The sequence below is a fragment of the Pantoea sp. C1E2 genome, assembly GCF_056491465.1.
The window spans coordinates 972,303-992,108 of record NZ_JBSZHT010000002.1; the positions used below are offsets into that span (position 1 = coordinate 972,303).

Here is a 19,806-nt window from a genome sequence, read left to right on the forward strand (position 1 = left end):
GGCCGACATTGTTCGGCCTTTTCTTTATCTGCAGCCAGCCATAAAAACCCATTTCCAGCAGATGGGATTGCATTTACTGATAATGTTTAGCGGCTGGCATAAAATTCTTATATCCCTTTATTATTGTGGCGTGACAGTTATCGGATCGTTAACCTGTTTACGCTTTGCATGCATAGATTTGTATCAGGAATGAATAATTATGAGTGATATCCGCATTGCTATCGTTGGTGCGCCGGGTCGCATGGGACGCAATTTGATTCAGGCCGCGCAGCAAGCAGATGGCGTGGCGTTAGGCGCGGCACTGGCGCGCAGCGGTTCTTCTCTGCTGGGCTCAGATGCTGGCGAACTGGCTGGCATTGGAAAAATCGGAGTGACGGTCACTGACGATTTGCTGAAAGTGGTCGATGATTTTGATGTGTTGATCGATTTCACCCGTCCGGAAGGCACGCTGGAGTATCTGGCCTTCTGCCGACAGCACCATAAGGCAATGGTGATTGGCACGACCGGCTTTGATGAAGCGGGCAAAGAAGCGATTCGCGCCGCAGCCGAAGAGATTGGCATTGTGTTCGCCGCCAACTTTAGTGTGGGTGTGAACCTGGTGCTGAATCTGTTACAGCAGGCGGCCAAAGTGATGGGTGAGTATGCTGATATTGAAATCGTTGAGGCACACCACCGTCATAAAGTTGATGCACCATCAGGTACTGCATTAGCCATGGGTGAAGCGATTGCCGATGCGATGAGCTGGAATCTGGATGAACACGCGGTGTATGCCCGTGAAGGCCATACGGGCGAGCGTAAAGCGCAGACCATCGGTTTTGCTACCGTGCGCGCAGGCGATATCGTCGGTGAGCATACCGCGATGTTTGCAGATATTGGCGAGCGTGTAGAGATTACCCATAAGGCTTCCAGCCGCATGACCTTTGCCAATGGCGCGGTTAAGGCAGCAAGTTGGTTGAAAGACAAAAAATCTGGCCTTTATGATATGCGTGATGTGCTGGATTTATCGATGTTGTGAGTGTTGTGAGCCATCGTGATGTGGTTATTTCAATCGGTAAGATGTTGATTGAATAGGGCAATGTGATCATTGCCCTTTATTTTATGTATAAATTAACGCTTGGTGTCCATATTTCATCGTAGTGCTTGTTTGTTGGTGTTAGTGTGTGTTTTTCTGTTAGGTAATAGCTAATTTTGACCATTTGGTCAAAAATTTAAGCGGCGTAGCACGACTTTACGATTATCGCCGCTAAGCAACCGTTTATTTTTCTCACTTTTCCTGTTCTTTTATCCCTTTTCTCAGTTTTTAACATTGAACCGCCCTAAAAATACAAAAAAATAGCCACTCAGGGTAGACAAGCCAGAGGTCGATCATTAGAATGCGCGCAATTTGCCAAAATTCGAGCATTCAGGCGGATTTTGCATTGATTCGGGCATGTATTTTGAATTAATATGCAAATATTGTGACTGTTTATTCCCTGGAGGATGTTTTGATTAAGTCAGCGCTCTTGGTTCTGGAAGACGGAACCCAATTCCACGGTCGGGCCATCGGGGCAACGGGGTCGGCAGTGGGGGAAGTCGTTTTCAACACGTCAATGACTGGTTATCAAGAAATCCTCACTGATCCTTCCTATTCCCGCCAAATCGTTACCCTCACTTATCCCCATATCGGCAATGTTGGCGTTAACGCCGCCGATGAAGAATCCAGCCAAATCCATGCTCAAGGCCTCGTTATTCGCGACCTGCCGCTGATCACCAGCAACTTCCGCAGTGAAGAAAGCCTGTCAGCTTACTTGCAGCGCAATAACATTGTTGGCATCGCCGATATCGATACGCGCAAACTGACCCGTTTGCTGCGCGAGAAGGGCGCACAGAGCGGCTGCATTATCGCGGGTGATAATCCGGATGCGGCGCTGGCGCTGCAAAAAGCGCAGGCGTTCCCGGGCTTAAAAGGCATGGACCTGGCGAAAGAAGTGACCACCGCGGAAACTTACGCGTGGCAGCAGGGTAGCTGGACACTGGAAGGTGATTTGCCTGAGCAGAAAACTGCCGCAGAGCTGCCGTTCCATGTTGTCGCCTATGACTTCGGCGCTAAGCGCAACATTCTGCGCATGCTGGTGGATCGCGGCTGCCGTTTAACGGTTGTTCCGGCCAAAACCACTGCAGAAGAAGTGCTGGCTTTGAATCCAGATGGCATCTTCCTGTCGAACGGTCCTGGTGACCCGGAGCCGTGCGATTACGCCATCAACGCGATTCAGGCTTTCCTGAAAACCGACGTTCCGGTGTTCGGTATCTGCCTCGGCCATCAGTTGCTGGCGCTGGCAAGCGGTGCGAAAACCGTGAAGATGAAACTCGGCCACCATGGCGGTAACCACCCGGTCAAAGATCTCGACAACAATGTCGTGATGATTACCGCGCAGAACCACGGTTTTGCCGTCGATGACAGCCAGTTACCGGCCAACCTGCGTGTGACCCATGTGTCACTGTTCGACCAGACTGTGCAGGGTATCCACCGCACCGACAAACCGGCCTTCAGCTTCCAGGGACACCCTGAAGCGAGCCCCGGCCCGCACGATGCGGCGCCACTGTTCGATCACTTTATCGAACTGATCGAAGCTTACCGTTCTAACGCGAAGTAATCAGGAGCCCACGATGCCAAAACGTACAGACATAAAATCCATCCTGATCCTTGGCGCTGGCCCGATCGTTATCGGCCAGGCATGTGAATTTGACTACTCCGGTGCGCAGGCGTGTAAAGCGCTGCGTGAAGAGGGTTACCGCGTCATTCTGGTGAACTCCAACCCGGCAACTATCATGACCGACCCGGAAATGGCCGATGCGACCTATATCGAGCCGATTCACTGGGAAGTGGTACGCAAAATTATCGAAAAAGAGCGCCCGGACGCGGTGCTGCCGACCATGGGTGGCCAGACTGCACTGAACTGTGCGCTCGAGCTGGAGCGTCATGGTGTGCTGGCTGAGTTCGGCGTCACCATGATTGGTGCGACCGCAGATGCCATTGATAAAGCCGAAGATCGCCGCCGTTTCGACGTGGCGATGAAAAGCATCGGTCTGGGCACTGCCCGTTCGGGTATCGCGCATACCATGGAAGAAGCGCTGGCCGTGGCCGAAGACGTAGGCTTCCCATGCATCATTCGTCCTTCCTTTACCATGGGCGGCACCGGTGGCGGTATCGCTTATAACCGTGAAGAGTTCGAAGAGATTTGCGAGCGTGGTCTCGACTTGTCGCCTACCAATGAGCTGCTGATTGATGAGTCGCTGATTGGCTGGAAAGAGTACGAGATGGAAGTGGTGCGTGATAAAAACGACAACTGCATCATCGTCTGCTCGATCGAAAACTTCGATGCGATGGGTATTCATACCGGTGACTCCATCACCGTCGCGCCAGCACAGACGCTGACCGATAAAGAATATCAAATCATGCGTAACGCCTCGCTGGCGGTACTGCGTGAAATCGGCGTCGAAACCGGCGGTTCGAACGTTCAGTTCTCGGTGAACCCGAAAGATGGTCGTTTGATTGTTATCGAAATGAACCCACGCGTGTCGCGCTCTTCTGCGCTGGCTTCGAAAGCGACCGGTTTCCCGATTGCGAAAGTCGCGGCGAAACTGGCGGTGGGCTTCACCCTTGATGAGCTGATGAACGACATCACTGGTGGTCGTACGCCAGCGTCGTTTGAGCCGTCAATCGATTATGTTGTGACCAAGATTCCCCGCTTCAACTTCGAGAAGTTTGCCGGTGCGAATGACCGTCTGACCACGCAGATGAAATCTGTCGGTGAAGTGATGGCGATTGGCCGTACCTTCCAGGAATCGATGCAGAAAGCGCTGCGCGGCCTGGAAGTGGGTGCTAACGGCTTCGACCCGAAAGTGGATCTGGATGATGCCGAAGCCTTAACCCGTATCCGTCGCGAATTGAAAGATGCCGGTTCTGACCGTATCTGGTACATCGCTGATGCGTTCCGTGCCGGTATGTCGGTGGATGGCGTGTTCAACCTGACCAACATCGACCGCTGGTTCCTGGTGCAAATCGAAGAACTGGTGCGTCTGGAAGAGCAGGTGGCGCGTGAAGGTGTGAACTCACTGAATGCGGACTTCCTGCGTGCGCTGAAGCGTAAAGGCTTCGCAGACGTGCGTCTGGCAGCACTGGCTGGCGTGGCGGAAAGCGAAATCCGCAAGCTGCGTCAACAGTTCAACCTGCACCCGGTTTACAAGCGCGTGGATACCTGTGCGGCGGAGTTCTCTACCGATACCGCGTACATGTACTCCACCTATGAAGAAGAGTGCGAAGCCAATCCAAACCAGGACCGTGACAAAATCATGATTCTGGGTGGTGGTCCAAACCGTATCGGCCAGGGTATCGAGTTCGATTACTGCTGTGTCCATGCGGCATTGGCGCTGCGCGAAGACGGTTACGAAACCATTATGGTGAACTGTAACCCGGAAACCGTTTCAACCGACTACGACACCTCTGACCGTCTGTACTTTGAACCGGTCACGCTGGAAGACGTGCTGGAAATCGTGCGCATCGAGAAGCCTAAGGGCGTTATCGTGCAGTACGGTGGCCAGACTCCGCTGAAGCTGGCGCGTGCGTTAGAAGCGGCGGGTGTGCCGGTCATTGGTACCAGCCCGGATGCGATTGACCGTGCAGAAGACCGCGAGCGTTTCCAGCAGGCGGTGGATCGTCTGAGCCTGAAGCAGCCGGCGAACGCCACGGTGGCGACGCTGGAGCAAGCGGTTGAGAAAGCGGCCGGTATCGGTTATCCGCTGGTGGTGCGTCCTTCTTATGTACTGGGCGGCCGCGCGATGGAAATCGTGTACGACGAAATCGATCTGAAGCGCTACTTCCAGAACGCCGTTTCCGTTTCCAACGATGCGCCAGTGTTACTGGATCGCTTCCTGGATGATGCCGTCGAAGTGGACGTCGATGCGATTTGCGACGGTGAGCGTGTGCTGATTGGCGGCATCATGGAGCACATCGAGCAAGCGGGTGTTCACTCCGGTGACTCTGCATGTTCACTGCCGGCTTACACGCTGAGCACTGAGATTCAGAACGTGATGCGTCAGCAGGTTGAGAAACTGGCCTTTGAGCTGAACGTCCGTGGTTTGATGAACGTGCAGTTTGCGGTTAAAGACAACGAAGTTTACCTGATTGAAGTAAACCCACGTGCCGCGCGTACCGTACCGTTCGTGTCTAAAGCAACAGGCGTACCGCTGGCGAAAGTGGCTGCACGCGTGATGGCAGGTAAAACGCTGGCCGAGCAGGGTGTGACGGAAGAAGTGATTCCACCTTACTACTCTGTGAAAGAAGTGGTGCTGCCGTTCAACAAGTTCCAGGGCGTTGACCCGATTCTTGGCCCAGAGATGCGTTCTACCGGCGAAGTCATGGGTGTCGGTCGTACCTTCGCAGAAGCATTCTCAAAAGCGATGCTGGGTGCGCAGAGCAACATGAAGAAAACCGGTCGTGCGCTGCTGTCAGTGCGTGAAGGCGATAAGAAACGTATCGTTGACCTGGCGGCGAAACTGCAGAAGTTAGGCTTTGAGTTGGATGCGACGCACGGTACCGCTGTGGTGCTGGGTGAAGCAGGCATTAACCCACGTCTGGTTAACAAGGTGCATGAAGGTCGTCCGCACATTCAGGACCGTCTGAAGAATGGCGAATACACCTACATCGTCAATACCACCGCAGGTCGTCAGGCGATTGAAGATTCGAAACTGATTCGCCGCAGTGCGCTGCAATATAAAGTGCATTATGACACCACGCTGAACGGTGGTTTTGCCACCGCGATGTCACTGAATGCGGATCCTACTGAGAAAGTCATTTCAGTGCAGGAAATGCATGCCCTAATCAAAGGCTAATCAATAAGTTGATCGACTAATAACGGCTCCTCAGGGGGCCGTTTTTTTTCGCCTGTTTATCGCTGGTTGAATAAGCTTAGGTGTGAAAAATCTATTGATTTGACATAGTTTTTATCAGTTGATGCGGTACTGGTTACATGTCGGATTATTCGCACAAATTTATAAATACGATCCCGGTAAGCGCACCTTACTATCTCGGACGCTCATTAATAGAGCGCTCACCTTAACTGGGATATAAAAAATGAAAATGCGTGCTTTCACCCTCAGCGCAGTGGCTGCGTTATTAGTTGCTGCGCCTCTCGCCAGCCAGGCGGAAATTACCCTGTTGAAGCAGGATCCGCAGGCAGGCGATCCCCTTAGCCGTCTTGATTTCAAAGTGGGCGGCAGTATTCGTCCTCAGTTCCAGCATCAGGCTGGTGTCAGTGACCAATCGTACAAACGTAACGGCTACGATGGCGGTTCACGTTTCCGTTTCTCCGCTGATTACTATCTGTTTGATGACATCAGCTGGGTCAGCTACTACGAGCTGGGCGTCAACTTCCCGGCCTGGTGGGGTTGGGATAACCACTATGCCGATGGCCAGAACAACACCACGCGTCGTCAGCTCTACACCGGTCTGAAAAGCAAAACCTGGGGTCAGCTGACCTTTGGTCAACAGAACAGCGTTTACTATGATGTGGTCGGCGCGAAGACCGATATCTGGGACTACGACATGTTAGCTCAGGCACCGGGCAACGGTATCAACGGTGACTACGACGGTTCATACCGCTCACGTAAGATGCTGAAGTACAAAAATACCTTCGGCGACGTTGATGTTTACGCTTCATACCTGTTTGAAGATAACAACTACCTGCCGGGCAACGGCCTGCGTTACAAGCGTAAAGGTGGCGGCTCACTGGGTGTGAACTATCACATCACCAAAGATCTGGCATGGGGTACCGCGTGGAACTACACCCGTGCGGATATTCATAACCCAGGCACCGGTGAAAGCAAAGACTACGATCAGAACATCTACGGTACCGCGTTGAGCTGGACCCCGGATAACTGGACGCTGTCTGCAGGTGCTGGCTGGTATCAGAACTTCTCACCAACCAAGAAGAACACCGTTAACAACTACTTCGCCGATGATGCGTGGGGCGTGGAGTACTTCGCTGGCTACAAATTCGCTATCGATCAGTATGCGGTCAAGTCTATCCAGCCTTACTTCATGGGCGACCGTCTGGAGTTCGTCAATGGACGTAACTACAAGCGTATCGACAATGGCGTTGGTATCAGCACCAAACTCGATTATGGTTTCCAGGTGGATTACGAATACGTAATCACCTCAAGCACCGACAAATCACTGGGTAACATGAACCTGGTGCGTCTGCGCTACGATTTCTAATCGATGTGACAACGGCTCCTAAGGGAGCCGTTTTTCTTTGTCGCAGACAGTGCGGTTTTCTTTACACTCCATCACGTCAAAGCCTCATTTCACCCTGAGTTGTAGCGTTCTACTGGATTAATCTGGCGTCTATTCCCAACTATGGTGGGAAAGTCGGTGTAAAACTCTGTCCAATAACAAAAATGCGGTCGCATAGGAGCTTTACGCAAATAGCGGGGTCGGCCTATCGACGAAACTTTCGCCTTTACGTATCATTGCGCCAATTTTTTTCCTGTAGGTCTTTTAACATGATTAGTCTGATCGCAGCACTGGCAGCCGATCGCATTATCGGTATGGAAAACGCCATGCCATGGAACCTGCCAGCAGATTTGGCCTGGTTCAAACGTAACACTCTGAATAAACCTGTCATTATGGGGCGTCTGACCTTTGAATCCATTGGCCGCCCGTTACCGGGACGCTTAAATATTGTGGTGAGCAGCCAGCCGGGTACGCACGATGGCGTCACCTGGGTCACTTCACTGGACGAAGCGGTGAAAGCGGCGGGCGACGTGGAAGAGATGATGGTGATCGGTGGTGGTCGAGTTTACGAACAGATGCTGGCGCGTGCCGATCGTTTGTATCTGACGCACATTGATGCCGAAGTCGAAGGCGATACGCAATTCCCGGACTACGAGCCGGATGAATGGCAGTCGACCTTTAGTGAGTTCCATGACGCCGATGCTCAGAATTCGCACAGTTACTGCTTTGAGATTTTAGATCGCCGTTGATGCTGGTCCCGGTGCGTATTAGTTCGCAACCTACGAAAATCGTGTCATTTCGTCGTAGTGTCGCCATTTATGGCGACCGGGAAATATCAGGATCATTATTTACAGCGAATGAAAAAAGCCCCGCTCACATTGCGGGGCTTTTTGTTTATGACATGTCGCTTAATGGGGCGAGTTTTTTTAATGCATGTCACTCAAAGGCGGATGCGCGCTGGCGGCACTCTCTGCCATCGCCTTTTCACGATTGGAGGCCTGCACATAATAGCGTTGCGATTCCCAGTGCAGCAGCGTCAACGTGCCGCCCCAACAGCAGCCGGTATCCAGTCCGATGATGTGTTCAGGTGTCCCTTTGCCTTCCAGAGAGGCCCAGTGGCCAAACACCTGCGTATATTCGCTACCGATCTTGCTCGCAACAAGGAACCAGGGTTTCAGCGGCGGTGGAGCAGAGTTTGGGGCTTCTTTGCAGATCATATCCAACTGACCGTTGGGGAAGCAGAAGCGCATACGCGTCAGGGCATTAGTACTGAAGCGCAGACGCGCCAACCCACTCAGTTCCGGCGTCCAGTTGTTCGGCATATCGCCGTACATCGCATCCAGGAACAGCGGATAGGTGTCGCTGGCCAGCACGGCTTCGACTTCACGAGCACAGAGTTTTGCGGTGTCGAGATCCCACTGCGGCGTGATACCCGCGTGAGCCATCAACAGCTTTTTATCTTCATCCACTTGTAGCAGCGGCTGGCGACGTAACCAGTTGATCAGCTCATCCGCATCGTGTGCTTCCAGCAGAGGCGTCAGGCGATCTTTGGGTTTATTACGGCTGATGCCGGCATAGACCGCCAGCAGATGCAGATCGTGATTGCCGAGCACGAGGCGCACGCAATCCCCCAGCGATTTCACGTAGCGCAGCACATCGAGCGAGCCCGGGCCACGCGCGACCAGGTCGCCAGTTAACCAAAGCTCGTCTTGCTGTGGATCGAAATCAACCTGCGCCAGCAGCGCACGTAGCTCGTCATAACAGCCGTGAATATCGCCAATCAGGTATGTACTCATTACGTCAGTCCGATCAAAACGCGCCGCCCGGACAGGCCGGGCGGAGAGGGATTAATGTATGTGGGTTTGCACCGCGAGTCGGAACACCGGGATTTCGACATGAAACTCTTCACCTGCATCGTCGACCATCACATAGTGGCCTTGCATGGTGCCCATCGGAGTTTCCAGTATCGCACCGCTGGTGTACTGATACTCGCCGCCTGCTGCAATGTGCGGTTGTTCGCCAACCACACCTTCACCCTGAACTTCAGTCTCACGACCGTTGCCATTAGTGATAAGCCAGTAGCGGCTAAGTAGCTGAACGTTATTGCGTCCCAGATTACGAATGGTGATGGTGTAGGCAAACACGTAGCGATCCTCGTCGGGCAAGGATTGTGATTCCACATATTGACTCAATACATGAATACAGACGCGGGCCAGTTCACTCATACACTCAATTCTCCGGGTTTTCAGCCTGATGATTGCCCAGCCAGTTCGCCAGCTGGCAGAACTGCGCCACGGTGACATTTTCTGCACGCAGCGAAGCATCAATATTCAGTTCATCCAACGCACCTGCAGTAAACAAATGTGCAAGGCTGTTGCGCAGGGTTTTACGGCGTTTACCAAAGGCTTCTGTGGTGATACGGCTCAGCAAACGAATATCGCTGACCGGATAAGGTGGCTCTGGGTAAGGCATCAAACGCACTACGGCTGAATCCACTTTAGGTGCTGGCGTAAAGGATTCTGGTGGAACTTCCAGCACCGGAATCACCTGGCAATAGTACTGCGCCATCACGGTCAGGCGACCATAAGCTTTGCTGCCTGGTCCAGCAACCAAACGATTAACCACTTCTTTCTGCAGCATGAAGTGCATATCTTTAATCGAACCAGTATAGCTGAAAAGGTGGAACATCAGCGGCGTGGAGATGTTGTAAGGCAGGTTGCCAAACACACGCAGCGGCTGACCTTTCTCTTTTGCCAGTGCCGAAAAATCGAAGGTCATGGCATCTTGCTGATAAATGGTCAGCTTGGGTCCGAGGAACGGATGGGTCTGTAAACGCGCGGCCAGATCGCGATCCAGCTCAACAACGGTCAGTTCATCGAGGCGCTCGCCCACCGGTTCAGTTAAGGCACCAAGGCCGGGACCAATCTCCACAACGGCTTCTCCCTTTTGCGGGTGAATAGCGGAGACAATGCTGTCGATAATGTACTGATCGTTCAGGAAGTTCTGCCCGAAACGTTTACGGGCAAAATGCCCCTGATGGACGCGATTATTCATTACTGCTCTTGATCATAGTGATGGCGAGATTAAGCGCCGTGATAAAGCTGCCCGGTTCTGCCTTGCCCTGGCCGGCTAATTCCAGCGCGGTACCATGGTCGACAGAAGTCCGGATAAAGGGCAGGCCGAGGGTGATATTCACCGCGCGACCAAACCCCTGAAATTTTAGCACCGGTAAGCCCTGATCGTGATACATCGCCAGGACAGCATCGGCATGCTGTAAGTATTTTGGCTGGAACAGCGTATCAGCCGGTAACGGGCCGGTAAGCTGAATACCTTGCTGACGCAGTTCGTCGAGCGCCGGAATAATGGTATCAATTTCTTCACGGCCCATATGGCCGCTTTCGCCCGCGTGCGGATTCAGGCCGCAGACAAAGATATGGGGATGCGGTAAACCGAATTTCTGCTGTAAATCCTGATGCAGAATCGTGATCACCTCATGCAGGCTGTCGCGAGTAATCGCATCAGCGACATCTTTTAACGGCAAATGCGTGGTCGCGAGCGCGACGCGCAACTCTTCGGTTGCCAGCATCATCACCACGCGATCGCCACCGGCACGCTCGGCGAAGAATTCGGTATGGCCGGTAAACGGAATACCGGCGTCGTTGATCACGCCTTTGTGCACCGGACCGGTAATCAATGCGGCAAACTCGCCGTTGAGACAGCCGTCACAGGCACGCGCCAGCGTTTCCAGCACGTAGTGACCATTCGCCACGGTTAATTCACCAGGCGCAACGGGCTGTGCGGTATCAACCTGCAGCAGCGTTAACGTACCCGCCTGCTGCGGTTGTGCGGCTACGCCGGGCTGGTAATCACGCAGCGTCAGCGGCAAACCAAGTTGGTTGGCGCGCTGACGCAGGACGTTACCGTCGGCACAGACCACCAGTTCAACTGGCCAGTCACGTTGGGCCAGTTGAACGGTGAGATCGGGACCAATCCCGGCGGGTTCGCCGGGCGTGATCACTACACGGTAATTACTGACCATTGTTGTCCAGAATCTTCACGTAAGCACTGGCGCGTTGTTCCTGCATCCAGGTTTGTGCTTCTTCGGCAAATTTGCGGTTAAACAGCAGACGATAAGCACGCTCTTTCTGTGCCGCATCGGTTTTATCAACCTGACGGGTGTCCAGCAGCTGAATCAAATGCCAGCCGAAGGAAGAGTGTACCGGCTCGCTGACCTGACCTTTCTGCAGCTTCAGAAGTGCATCACGGAAGGCTGGATCGTAGATTTCAGGCGTTGCCCAACCAAGATCACCGCCCTGGTTAGCTGAACCTGGATCGTCAGAGAACTGTTTTGCCGCCGCAGCAAAGGTGGTTTTGCCACTCTTGATGTCAGCCGCAATCTGCTCGATCTTCGCTTGTGCCTGCGCATCAGTGAGGATTGGAGAAGGCTTTAGCAGAATATGGCGCGCATGCACTTCGGTCACAGAGATGTTTTTGCTTTCACCGCGCAGGTCGTTCACTTTCAGAATATGGAAGCCAACACCAGAACGGATTGGGCCGACGATGTCGCCTTTCTTCGCGGTGCTCAACGCTTGCGAGAACAGGGTAGGCAGCTCTTCAATTTTCGCCCAACCCATGTTGCCGCCTTTCAGCGCTTGCGGATCGGCAGAGTAAGTCACTGCCATTTTGCCGAAATCGGCACCGCTTTTCAGTTGACCGACCAATTGACGCGCCAGCGCTTCCTGATCGTCAACTTGCTGCTGAGTCGGGTTTTCTGACAACGGCAGCAGGATCTGGCTGACGTTCAGCTCAGTACCTTGGGTATTTTGAGAACCCACCTGCGCAGCCAGCGTATCGACTTCCTGCGGCAGGATCGTTACACGGCGGCGCACTTCGTTATTACGTACTTCTGAAATCAGCATTTCCTGACGGATCTGCGCACGGTAAGCGTTGTAGTTCATCCCGTCATAGGCCAGACGGCTACGCAGCTGATCCATGCTCATCTTGTTTTGTGCGGCAATATTCTGGATTGCCTGATCCAACTGCTGATCGCTGACCTGCAGGCCGGCTTTCTCGCCCATCTGAAGAATGATGGCATCCATGACCTGACGCTCAAGGATTTGATGACGCAATGTTTTGTCATCAGGCAACTGCTGATGTGCCTGCTGCGCCTGTGATTTCACGGTGCGCATCATGTTATCAACGTCACTTTCCAGCACCACGCCGTTATTCACGACAGCGGCAACTTTATCAACCTCTTGTGGGGCTGCGAACGCAGTGTTAGCGGTAATCGCCACACCAAGAATCAGCATTCTCCAGTTCTTCATACTTTATCCATTGTTGTTCCGCACTGCGGGATAGCCTGTCAAATATCACAACATCAGAAAGCGCGCTGGTAAGGGATGATGCCCTGACGCAGCATTTCATTGGTGCCTAAGCCATAGTTAGAACTCAGACCACGCAGCTCAATGTTGAATGAGATTTGGTTGTCATACTTACTGTCGTTGTTTTCCCAACCGTTGATCTTGCGCTCGTAACCCAGACGAATGGCGTAGCAGCACGAGCTGTACTGCAGGCCAACTAACTGCTCAGCAGGGCGACTGTTGCGGGTATCGTAGTAATATCCGCCCACCAGTGACCAGGCATCGGCAATTGGCCAACTCGCGGTTGCGCCAACTTGTGAAATCCCGTTTTTGTAGATCGGGTTCGTCAGCAAGCTGGAGTTGTTCAACGCCTGCGCCACGTATTCCGGGCTGCTGTAGCGATAGCTCAGCTGCACCATACGATCCGCATCCTGACGGTATTCCAGGATGGCGTTGCCTTGTGCGACGTTATCGAGACGGGTGTCATACTGCAGTCCGCCACGCGCGCCCCAGCGATCGCTGATTTTCCAGTAGGTATCGCCGGCCCACACCAGGCTGCCGGTATCATCCTCATCACTCGTCTGGTTTACGCCGGTACGAGACGGGGTAAACGAGTAGATTTGACCCACAGAAACGTTAAAACGTTCAACCAGATCGTTATCATAAATTCGCGTGGTCACACCGGTTGAAACTTCGTTAGCCGAAGCGATGCGATCCAGACCACTGTAAGTACGATCGCGGAACAGACCGGTGTAGTCGGTTTGCAGCAGGGTAGAGTCGTACGGATAGATACTGCTCTGATTACGGTATGGGATATAGAGGTACTGCACACGCGGCTCCAGCGTTTGCGTGTAGCCCGGCTCCCAATCCATATCGCGGTCAAATACCAGACGACCATCCACTTTAAACTGTGGCAGGGTACGGTTGACAGAATTTTTCAGCTGCCCACTCGCACTGTTCTCATCCACCGTGCTGTTGTAATTGTCGATGCCATCCTGCTGGTAATGCGTAGCAAGGAATTTTGCCTCGGTATCGAGGCTAGCCCAGCCGTTTGATAGCGGAAGATTCAGCGTAGGTTCAATATGAAGGCGCGTGGCTTCCGGCATTTCGCTGTTTACGTTGGTAAATTTGACGGCCTGAGCAAAAATTCGACCATCAAATGGACCAATGTCATTTTGATAGAAATTCAGGTCAAGCTGAGGCATCGCACGATAAATATTACGCGTGCTGGTACTGCCAAACACCTGGAAGTCTTTAGTCGATAGCGTCGCATCCCAGTTGGTGTCTGCGTAGCCAAAGCTAAACTTCTGCGTCGCGTAACCGTCAGTAGAGTTGTAATACTTCGAGTCGAGATCGTTGAAGTAATACGGGTCGCTCACCTTGGTGTAGTTGGCGTTGAAGCGCCAGTGCTGCTCGTAAACGCCTGCATGCTGCCAGTAGAACAGCCAGCGATCTGAGTTATCATTTTCAGCGATGCCACGCACCGCTTTATCATTGTCGTACTGCTTATCTGAAGGCAGATAATCCAGTTCCATCAGACCGGCACCAAACACGGTCAGATAGCGGAATTCGTTCTGCAGTTGCAGACCACGTTTGCTCATGTAATGCGGTGTAATGGTGGCATCGGCCTGCGGCGCGATGTTCCAGTAATACGGCAGCATAAATTCGAAGCCGTTATTACTGCCATATTTTGCATTTGGGATCAGGAAACCGGAGCGACGACGATCGCCAATCGGTAACTGTAAATACGGGCTGTAAAACACCGGCACATTGCCGAGTTTAAAGCGGGCGTTCCAGATTTCAGCCACTTCTTCCTGGCGGTCCTGAATCACCTCGGAACCCACCACGCTCCAGCTATTAGAGCCGGGCAGGCAAGAGGTGAAACTGCCGTTTTCCAGAATGGTATAACGGTTGTCGCCACGCAGTTTCATCTGATCGGCAACGCCGCGGCCCTGACGGCCCACCATCTGGTAATCACCGTTCCACACGTTGGTGTCTTTGGTGTTCAGATTGGACCACGCTTTCGGACCTTTCAGGATGACCTGGTTGTCGTCATAGTGCACATTACCCAGCGCATCTACGGTACGCACCGGCGTTGTCTGTCCATCCTGCTGGCGCTGATGCAGTTGCATCTCATCGGCACGCAAGCGGCTATTGCCCTGCTGCACATCAACATTGCCCGTAAACACCGCGTCATTCGGGTAGTTACCTTTGGCCGAGTCAGAGTTGATGGTGACAGGCAACGAATTGGTGTCGCCGCTAACCAGCGGACGGTTGTAGCTCGGCACGCCCAGCATACATTGCGACATAAGATCGTCGGCGAACGTCTGCTGACTGTAGAGCGCTGCACCAATCATGGTTGCCAGCAGGGTAGGTATCTGTTTTTTCATACGCGGTTCGGGATTTCCATGAGAACGGGCATCATGCCGACAATCGGCTCAGAGACTAACTTACTGCCCGGCGTTGTGCCAGTGTTAATCCTTGTCTGATCGCGTTGCTGTTAGGCACTGAAGTAAATGAAAGGTATGATAATGCAATTTTCAGCCGCAAGCATGGCGAATTGAGGAGTTTATGCGCTACTGGGGAAAAGTTATTGGTCTGGCTCTCGGCTTACTTTCTGGAGCAGGCTTCTGGGGCATTGTACTGGGTCTGCTCATTGGTCACATGTTTGACAAAGTGCGTAGCGTAAAGGGACAGGGATATTTCGCCAATAATCAGGCGCGACAGACGCTGTTTTTCAGTACCACTTTTCAGGTGATGGGCCATTTGACCAAGTCAAAAGGGCGCGTCACTGAGGCAGATATCCAGATTGCTTCCTTATTTATGGATCGTATGCAGTTGCATGGCGATGCCCGCACGGCGGCGCAGCGCGCTTTCCGTGAAGGCAAGCAAAGTGACTATCCGCTGCGTAACAAGTTGCGTGAACTGCGTAGCGCCTGCTTCGGTCGTTTTGATCTGATTCGGATGTTTCTGGAAATTCAGATTCAGGCGGCCTTTGCTGATGGTTCGCTGCACCCTAACGAGCGTCAGGTGCTGTATGTCATCGCTGAAGAGCTGGGCATTTCACGCGCGCAGTTCGATCAGTTCCTGCGGATGATGGAAGGCGGACAACAGTTTGGCGGCGGCGGCTCCTCTTATGGTGGCGCGTATCAACAGGCGAAGCGTGGCCCCACACTGGATGATGCGTGCAGCGTACTCGGTGTGAAAAGCACTGATGACAGCACCACCATCAAACGCGCTTACCGTAAGTTGATGAGTGAGCATCATCCGGACAAGCTGGTGGCGAAAGGGTTACCGCCAGAAATGATGGAGATGGCGAAGCAGAAAGCGCAGGAGATTCAGGCGGCTTACGATTTGATTCGTAAGGAGAAGGGATTTAAATAGCCTGGAATGTTGAGATTGAATTAGAAAGGGCCGTCATTGCTGACGGCCCTTTTTATTGCCTGCAGATTAAAAATCCGCTGGCTGCTTAAACGTCATGCTGTTGCCAAACGACGGATGGGTAATCGTTAATGACTCCGCGTGCAGTTGCAGACGCGGCGCCATGGCCAGTGCTTCTTCATGGGCATAGAAGCGGTCACCTAAAATCGGATGTCCCAGCGCCAGGAGATGCACGCGCAGCTGATGCGAACGTCCGGTAATCGGTTTGAGCAACACGCGGGCGCTGTGGCTCGCTTCATACTCCAGCACCTGGTACTCCGTCTGCGCGGATTTGCCGTTCTCGAAGCACACCATCTGCTTAGGTCGGTTAGGCCAGTCGCAAATCAGCGGCAGATCGATGACTCCCTCTTCCGCCGCAGGATGGCCCCAAACACGTGCCACATAATACTTTGACGGCTCACGCTCGCGAAACTGCCGCTTTAATTCGCGCTCAGCCGCTTTATTCAGCGCCACCACGATCACACCGCTGGTGGCCATATCCAGTCGGTGGACTGATTCCGCCTGAGGAAAATCACGTTGAATGCGCGTCATGACGCTGTCTTTGTGCTCTTCCAGGCGACCCGGCACCGACAACAAACCGCTTGGTTTGTTGACCACCATAATGTGTTCGTCCTGATACAGAATATGTAACCAGGGTTCGAGCGGTGGATTGTAGGCTTCCATCAACATGTCGTAGTGGCCTTCAGCGATTATTGGTGCGTAACGACGATCAGACGCAGTGCGTCCAGACGCCAGCCCGCATCACCGAGGCTCGCCAGCACCTGCTCGCGATTGCTTTCCAGCGCTTCAACCTCATCATCACGGATGTTGGGGTTGACCGCACGCAACGCTTCCAGACGTGACAGCTCGGCACTCAGTTTCTCATCCGCCTCGACTTTCGCCGCTGCGATAATCGCCTGTGCTTCCGGAATCACCACTTTCTCAGCCTGCGTCAGAATCTCATGCACTTCCTGCTGTACCGCGTTGACCAGCTTACTGCCGGTGTGACGATTCACGGCGTTCAACTGACGGTTAAAGCTTTCGAACTCCACTTTACCTGCCAGGTTGTTGCCGGCACGATCCATCAACAAACGCACCGGCGTTGGCGGCAGGAAGCGGGTGAGTTGCAGACTTTTCGGTGCCTGCGCTTCAACCACATACACCATCTCGACCAGCAGCGTACCTACCGGCAGCGCTTTGTTCTTCAACAGTGACAACGCACAGCTGCCAGTATCGCCGGACAGGATCAAATCGAGACCGTTGCGGATCAGCGGATGTTCCCAGGTGATGAATTGGGTGTCTTCACGCGACAGCGCCTGGTTACGGTTAAAGGTCACGGTGCAGCCATCTTCCGGCAAGCCAGGGAAATCTGGCACCAGCATATGATCGGATGGCGTCAGCACGATCAAACTGTCGCTGCGATCTTCCTGGTTGATGCCGACGATATCGAACAGGTTGAGCGCGAAGTTCACCAAATCAGTGTCGTTATCCTGTTCACCAATCGCGTTCGCCAGCGCCTGAGCTGCTTCGCCGCCGTTGGAGTTCAGCTCCAGCAAACGGTCACGACCCTGCTCCAGCTGTGATTTCAACGTATCGTGCTGTTTGCGGCTCTCGGCAATGAACTCATCCAGCCCCTGGGGATTCTCTGGCGCAGCGAGGTATTCAATCAGCTTGCTGTATTCGCTGTCATAAATAGTGCGACCGGTTGGGCAGGTATGCTCAAACGCATCCAGACCTTCGTGATACCAGCGCAGCAGCACCGCCTGAGCGGTTTTCTCCAGCCATGGCACCAGAATCTGGATGTCATGCATCTGACCGATACGGTCAAGACGACCAATACGCTGTTCCAGCAAGTCTGGGTTAAACGGCAGATCGAACATCACCAGGCGGCTGGCGAACTGGAAGTTACGGCCTTCAGAACCGATTTCCGAGCACAGCAGCACCTGTGCGCCTTCTTCTTCAGAGGCGAAGAACGCCGCAGCGCGGTCGCGCTCCAGAATGGATAATCCTTCGTGGAACACTGCAGCACGAATACCTTCGCGCTCGCGCAGCACCTGCTCCAGTTGCAGCGCAGTGGCGGCCTGAGCGCAGATCACCAGCACTTTCTCTTTGCGGTTGCTGGTCAGGTAGCCCATCAGCCATTCTACGCGCGGGTCGAAGTTCCACCAGGTACCGCTATCGCCTTCAAATTCCTGATAAATCTTTTCCGGGTACAGCATGTCACGTGCGCGCTCTTCTGCGCTCTTACGGGTGCCCATGATGCCGGAAACTTTAATCGCGGTTTGATACTGCGCGGGCAGTGGCAAACGAATCTGGTGCAGTTCGCGTTTGGGGAAGCCCTTCACGCCGTTACGCGTGTTACGGAACAGCACGCGGCTGGTGCCGTGGCGGTCCATCAGCATGGAAACCAGCTCTTTACGTGCATCTTCTTTGCCATCACGATCGCTGTTCGCGACCTGCAACAGCGGCTCGATGTCCTGCTCACCGATCAGGTCGTTGATCAGGTTCATCTCTTCTTTACTGATAGCGTGGTCGGCCAGCAAGGAACTCACCGCATCGGCCACCGGACGATAGTTCTGCTGCTCAGCGACAAACTGACCGAAGTCATGGAAGCGATTAGGATCAAGCAAACGCAAGCGAGCGAAATGGCTTTCCAGACCCAGCTGTTCCGGCGTTGCCGTCAGCAGCAGTACGCCCGCAGTTTTCTCAGCCAGCTGTTCAATCACCTGATATTCACGGCTCGGCGCATCTTCGCTCCAGGCCAGATGGTGGGCTTCATCGACCACCAGCAGATCCCAGTCGGCATCGGCCAGCAATTCAAGACGCTGCTTATTACGGCGCACGAAATCCAGTGAACAGATAATCAGCTGTTCGGTTTCGAAGGCGTTGTCGCTGTCGTGCTGGGCTTCGGTGTAGCGGTCGTCGTCAAACAGCGCAAAGCGCAGGTTGAAGCGGCGTAACATCTCCACCAGCCACTGGTGCTGCAGGGTTTCCGGCACCACGATCAGTACGCGATCGGCACGGCCTGCCAGCAGCTGTTGCTGAATGATCATCCCGGCTTCAATGGTTTTACCCAGGCCCACTTCATCCGCCAGCAGTACGCGTGGCGCATGACGACGGCCGACATCATGCGCGATATGCAACTGATGCGGGATCAGATTGGTGCGCATGCCGCGCAGGCCGCTGATCGGCAGGCGATACTGTTCGCTCTGATATTTACGCGCGCGGAAACGCAGGGCAAAACGGTCCATACGGTCGAGCTGACCGGCAAACAGACGATCCTGAGGTTTGCTGAACACCAGTTTGCTGTCCAGCATCACTTCGCGCATCACCACGCCGCTTTCTTCGGTGTCGAGACGCGTGCCGATGTAAGTCATTAATTCGTTATCGTTGCGGACTTCATCGACGCTCATCTGCCAACCTTCGTGGTTGGTGATGGTGTCGCCCGGATTGAATATCACACGGGTGACGGGAGCATCATTACGGGCATACAGGCGGTTTTCGCCGGTTGCCGGGAACATCATGGTGATCATGCGCGTATCGATCGCCACCACCGTTCCTAATCCCAGTTCACTTTCCGTATCACTAATCCAGCGCTGACCCAGTGTAAAAACCATATATTTTTAGCTCGACTCTCTGACATGCCATAAAAAAGTTCACCTGCACTCAGGCAATACATCGCCGCCAAACGGGTGTTTGGTCAGGTTGTCTATGCGGTGAGGATCAGGAAGGGCGCTATGGTACTGGATGGCA

Annotated in this window: 14 protein-coding genes; 6 read left to right on the plus strand and 8 right to left on the minus strand. The window is 53.5% G+C overall.

The annotated features are described in order from the left end of the window. Nucleotides 1-199: 199 nt before the first annotated feature. The 5 genes from dapB to folA all read left to right on the plus strand — a co-directional run bounded on the left by dapB (nt 200) and on the right by folA (nt 8,022). On the plus strand, nt 200-1,015 hold the full coding sequence (dapB, locus tag ACXI0A_RS04690; RefSeq protein ID WP_476150137.1) for a 4-hydroxy-tetrahydrodipicolinate reductase: 816 nt from the start codon (nt 200-202) through the stop codon (nt 1,013-1,015). Between the two features lie 469 nt (nt 1,016-1,484). Next, nucleotides 1,485-2,633, plus strand: a complete 1,149-nt coding sequence (gene carA / locus ACXI0A_RS04695) for a glutamine-hydrolyzing carbamoyl-phosphate synthase small subunit (RefSeq protein WP_224932458.1) — start codon at nt 1,485-1,487, stop codon at nt 2,631-2,633. A 13-nt stretch (nt 2,634-2,646) separates the two neighbouring features. Continuing rightward, on the plus strand, nt 2,647-5,871 hold the full coding sequence (gene carB, locus ACXI0A_RS04700) for a carbamoyl-phosphate synthase large subunit (RefSeq protein WP_224932459.1): 3,225 nt from the start codon (nt 2,647-2,649) through the stop codon (nt 5,869-5,871). A gap of 241 nt (nt 5,872-6,112) precedes the next feature. Further along, entirely contained in the window at nt 6,113-7,255 is a 1,143-nt protein-coding gene (locus ACXI0A_RS04705; RefSeq protein ID WP_224932460.1) for a porin, read from the plus strand. 287 nt (nt 7,256-7,542) lie between these two features. Continuing rightward, nucleotides 7,543-8,022 carry a type 3 dihydrofolate reductase gene (gene folA / locus ACXI0A_RS04710; protein WP_200574533.1) on the plus strand — a complete coding sequence of 160 codons (480 nt, stop codon included), beginning with the start codon at nt 7,543-7,545 and terminating at the stop codon, nt 8,020-8,022. Nucleotides 8,023-8,199: 177 nt separating this feature from the next. On the opposite strand, the gene apaH is transcribed toward folA, so the two are convergent. Genes apaH through lptD form a run of 6 tightly spaced genes read right to left on the minus strand, consistent with a single transcriptional unit; the run spans nt 8,200 to nt 15,023 of the window. Next, nucleotides 8,200-9,069 carry a bis(5'-nucleosyl)-tetraphosphatase (symmetrical) ApaH gene (apaH, locus tag ACXI0A_RS04715; protein WP_476150134.1) on the minus strand — a complete coding sequence of 290 codons (870 nt, stop codon included), beginning with the start codon at nt 9,067-9,069 and terminating at the stop codon, nt 8,200-8,202. Between the two features lie 51 nt (nt 9,070-9,120). After that, on the minus strand, nt 9,121-9,498 hold the full coding sequence (gene apaG / locus ACXI0A_RS04720) for a Co2+/Mg2+ efflux protein ApaG (protein WP_084933874.1): 378 nt from the start codon (nt 9,496-9,498) through the stop codon (nt 9,121-9,123). A gap of 4 nt (nt 9,499-9,502) precedes the next feature. Continuing rightward, nucleotides 9,503-10,327 carry a 16S rRNA (adenine(1518)-N(6)/adenine(1519)-N(6))-dimethyltransferase RsmA gene (gene rsmA / locus ACXI0A_RS04725; protein ID WP_224932462.1) on the minus strand — a complete coding sequence of 275 codons (825 nt, stop codon included), beginning with the start codon at nt 10,325-10,327 and terminating at the stop codon, nt 9,503-9,505. Then, nucleotides 10,320-11,312: a 4-hydroxythreonine-4-phosphate dehydrogenase PdxA gene (pdxA, locus tag ACXI0A_RS04730; RefSeq protein ID WP_476150132.1), complete on the minus strand. Its 993-nt coding sequence runs from the start codon at nt 11,310-11,312 to the stop codon at nt 10,320-10,322. The genes rsmA and pdxA overlap by 8 nt, the downstream gene beginning before the upstream one ends. Continuing rightward, nucleotides 11,302-12,597 carry a peptidylprolyl isomerase SurA gene (surA, locus tag ACXI0A_RS04735; protein WP_476150129.1) on the minus strand — a complete coding sequence of 432 codons (1,296 nt, stop codon included), beginning with the start codon at nt 12,595-12,597 and terminating at the stop codon, nt 11,302-11,304. Before surA ends, pdxA begins: the two co-directional genes overlap by 11 nt. Nucleotides 12,598-12,650: 53 nt before the next feature. Further along, on the minus strand, nt 12,651-15,023 hold the full coding sequence (gene lptD / locus ACXI0A_RS04740) for an LPS assembly protein LptD (RefSeq protein WP_224932465.1): 2,373 nt from the start codon (nt 15,021-15,023) through the stop codon (nt 12,651-12,653). A gap of 181 nt (nt 15,024-15,204) precedes the next feature. On the opposite strand from lptD, the gene djlA reads away from it, so the two are divergent. Further along, complete coding sequence (djlA, locus tag ACXI0A_RS04745; RefSeq protein WP_476150127.1) at nt 15,205-16,017, plus strand: co-chaperone DjlA; 813 nt, start codon at nt 15,205-15,207, stop codon at nt 16,015-16,017. Between the two features lie 66 nt (nt 16,018-16,083). Here the strand turns inward: djlA and rluA are convergent, their stop codons facing one another. Together rluA and rapA are read right to left on the minus strand one after the other, a co-directional pair. Further along, nucleotides 16,084-16,743 (minus strand): bifunctional tRNA pseudouridine(32) synthase/23S rRNA pseudouridine(746) synthase RluA, encoded by a 660-nt coding sequence (gene rluA / locus ACXI0A_RS04750; RefSeq protein ID WP_224932467.1) that lies wholly within the window; start codon nt 16,741-16,743, stop codon nt 16,084-16,086. A 20-nt stretch (nt 16,744-16,763) separates the two neighbouring features. Further along, nucleotides 16,764-19,670: an RNA polymerase-associated protein RapA gene (gene rapA, locus ACXI0A_RS04755; RefSeq protein WP_224932468.1), complete on the minus strand. Its 2,907-nt coding sequence runs from the start codon at nt 19,668-19,670 to the stop codon at nt 16,764-16,766. Between the last annotated feature and the right edge of the window lie 136 nt (nt 19,671-19,806).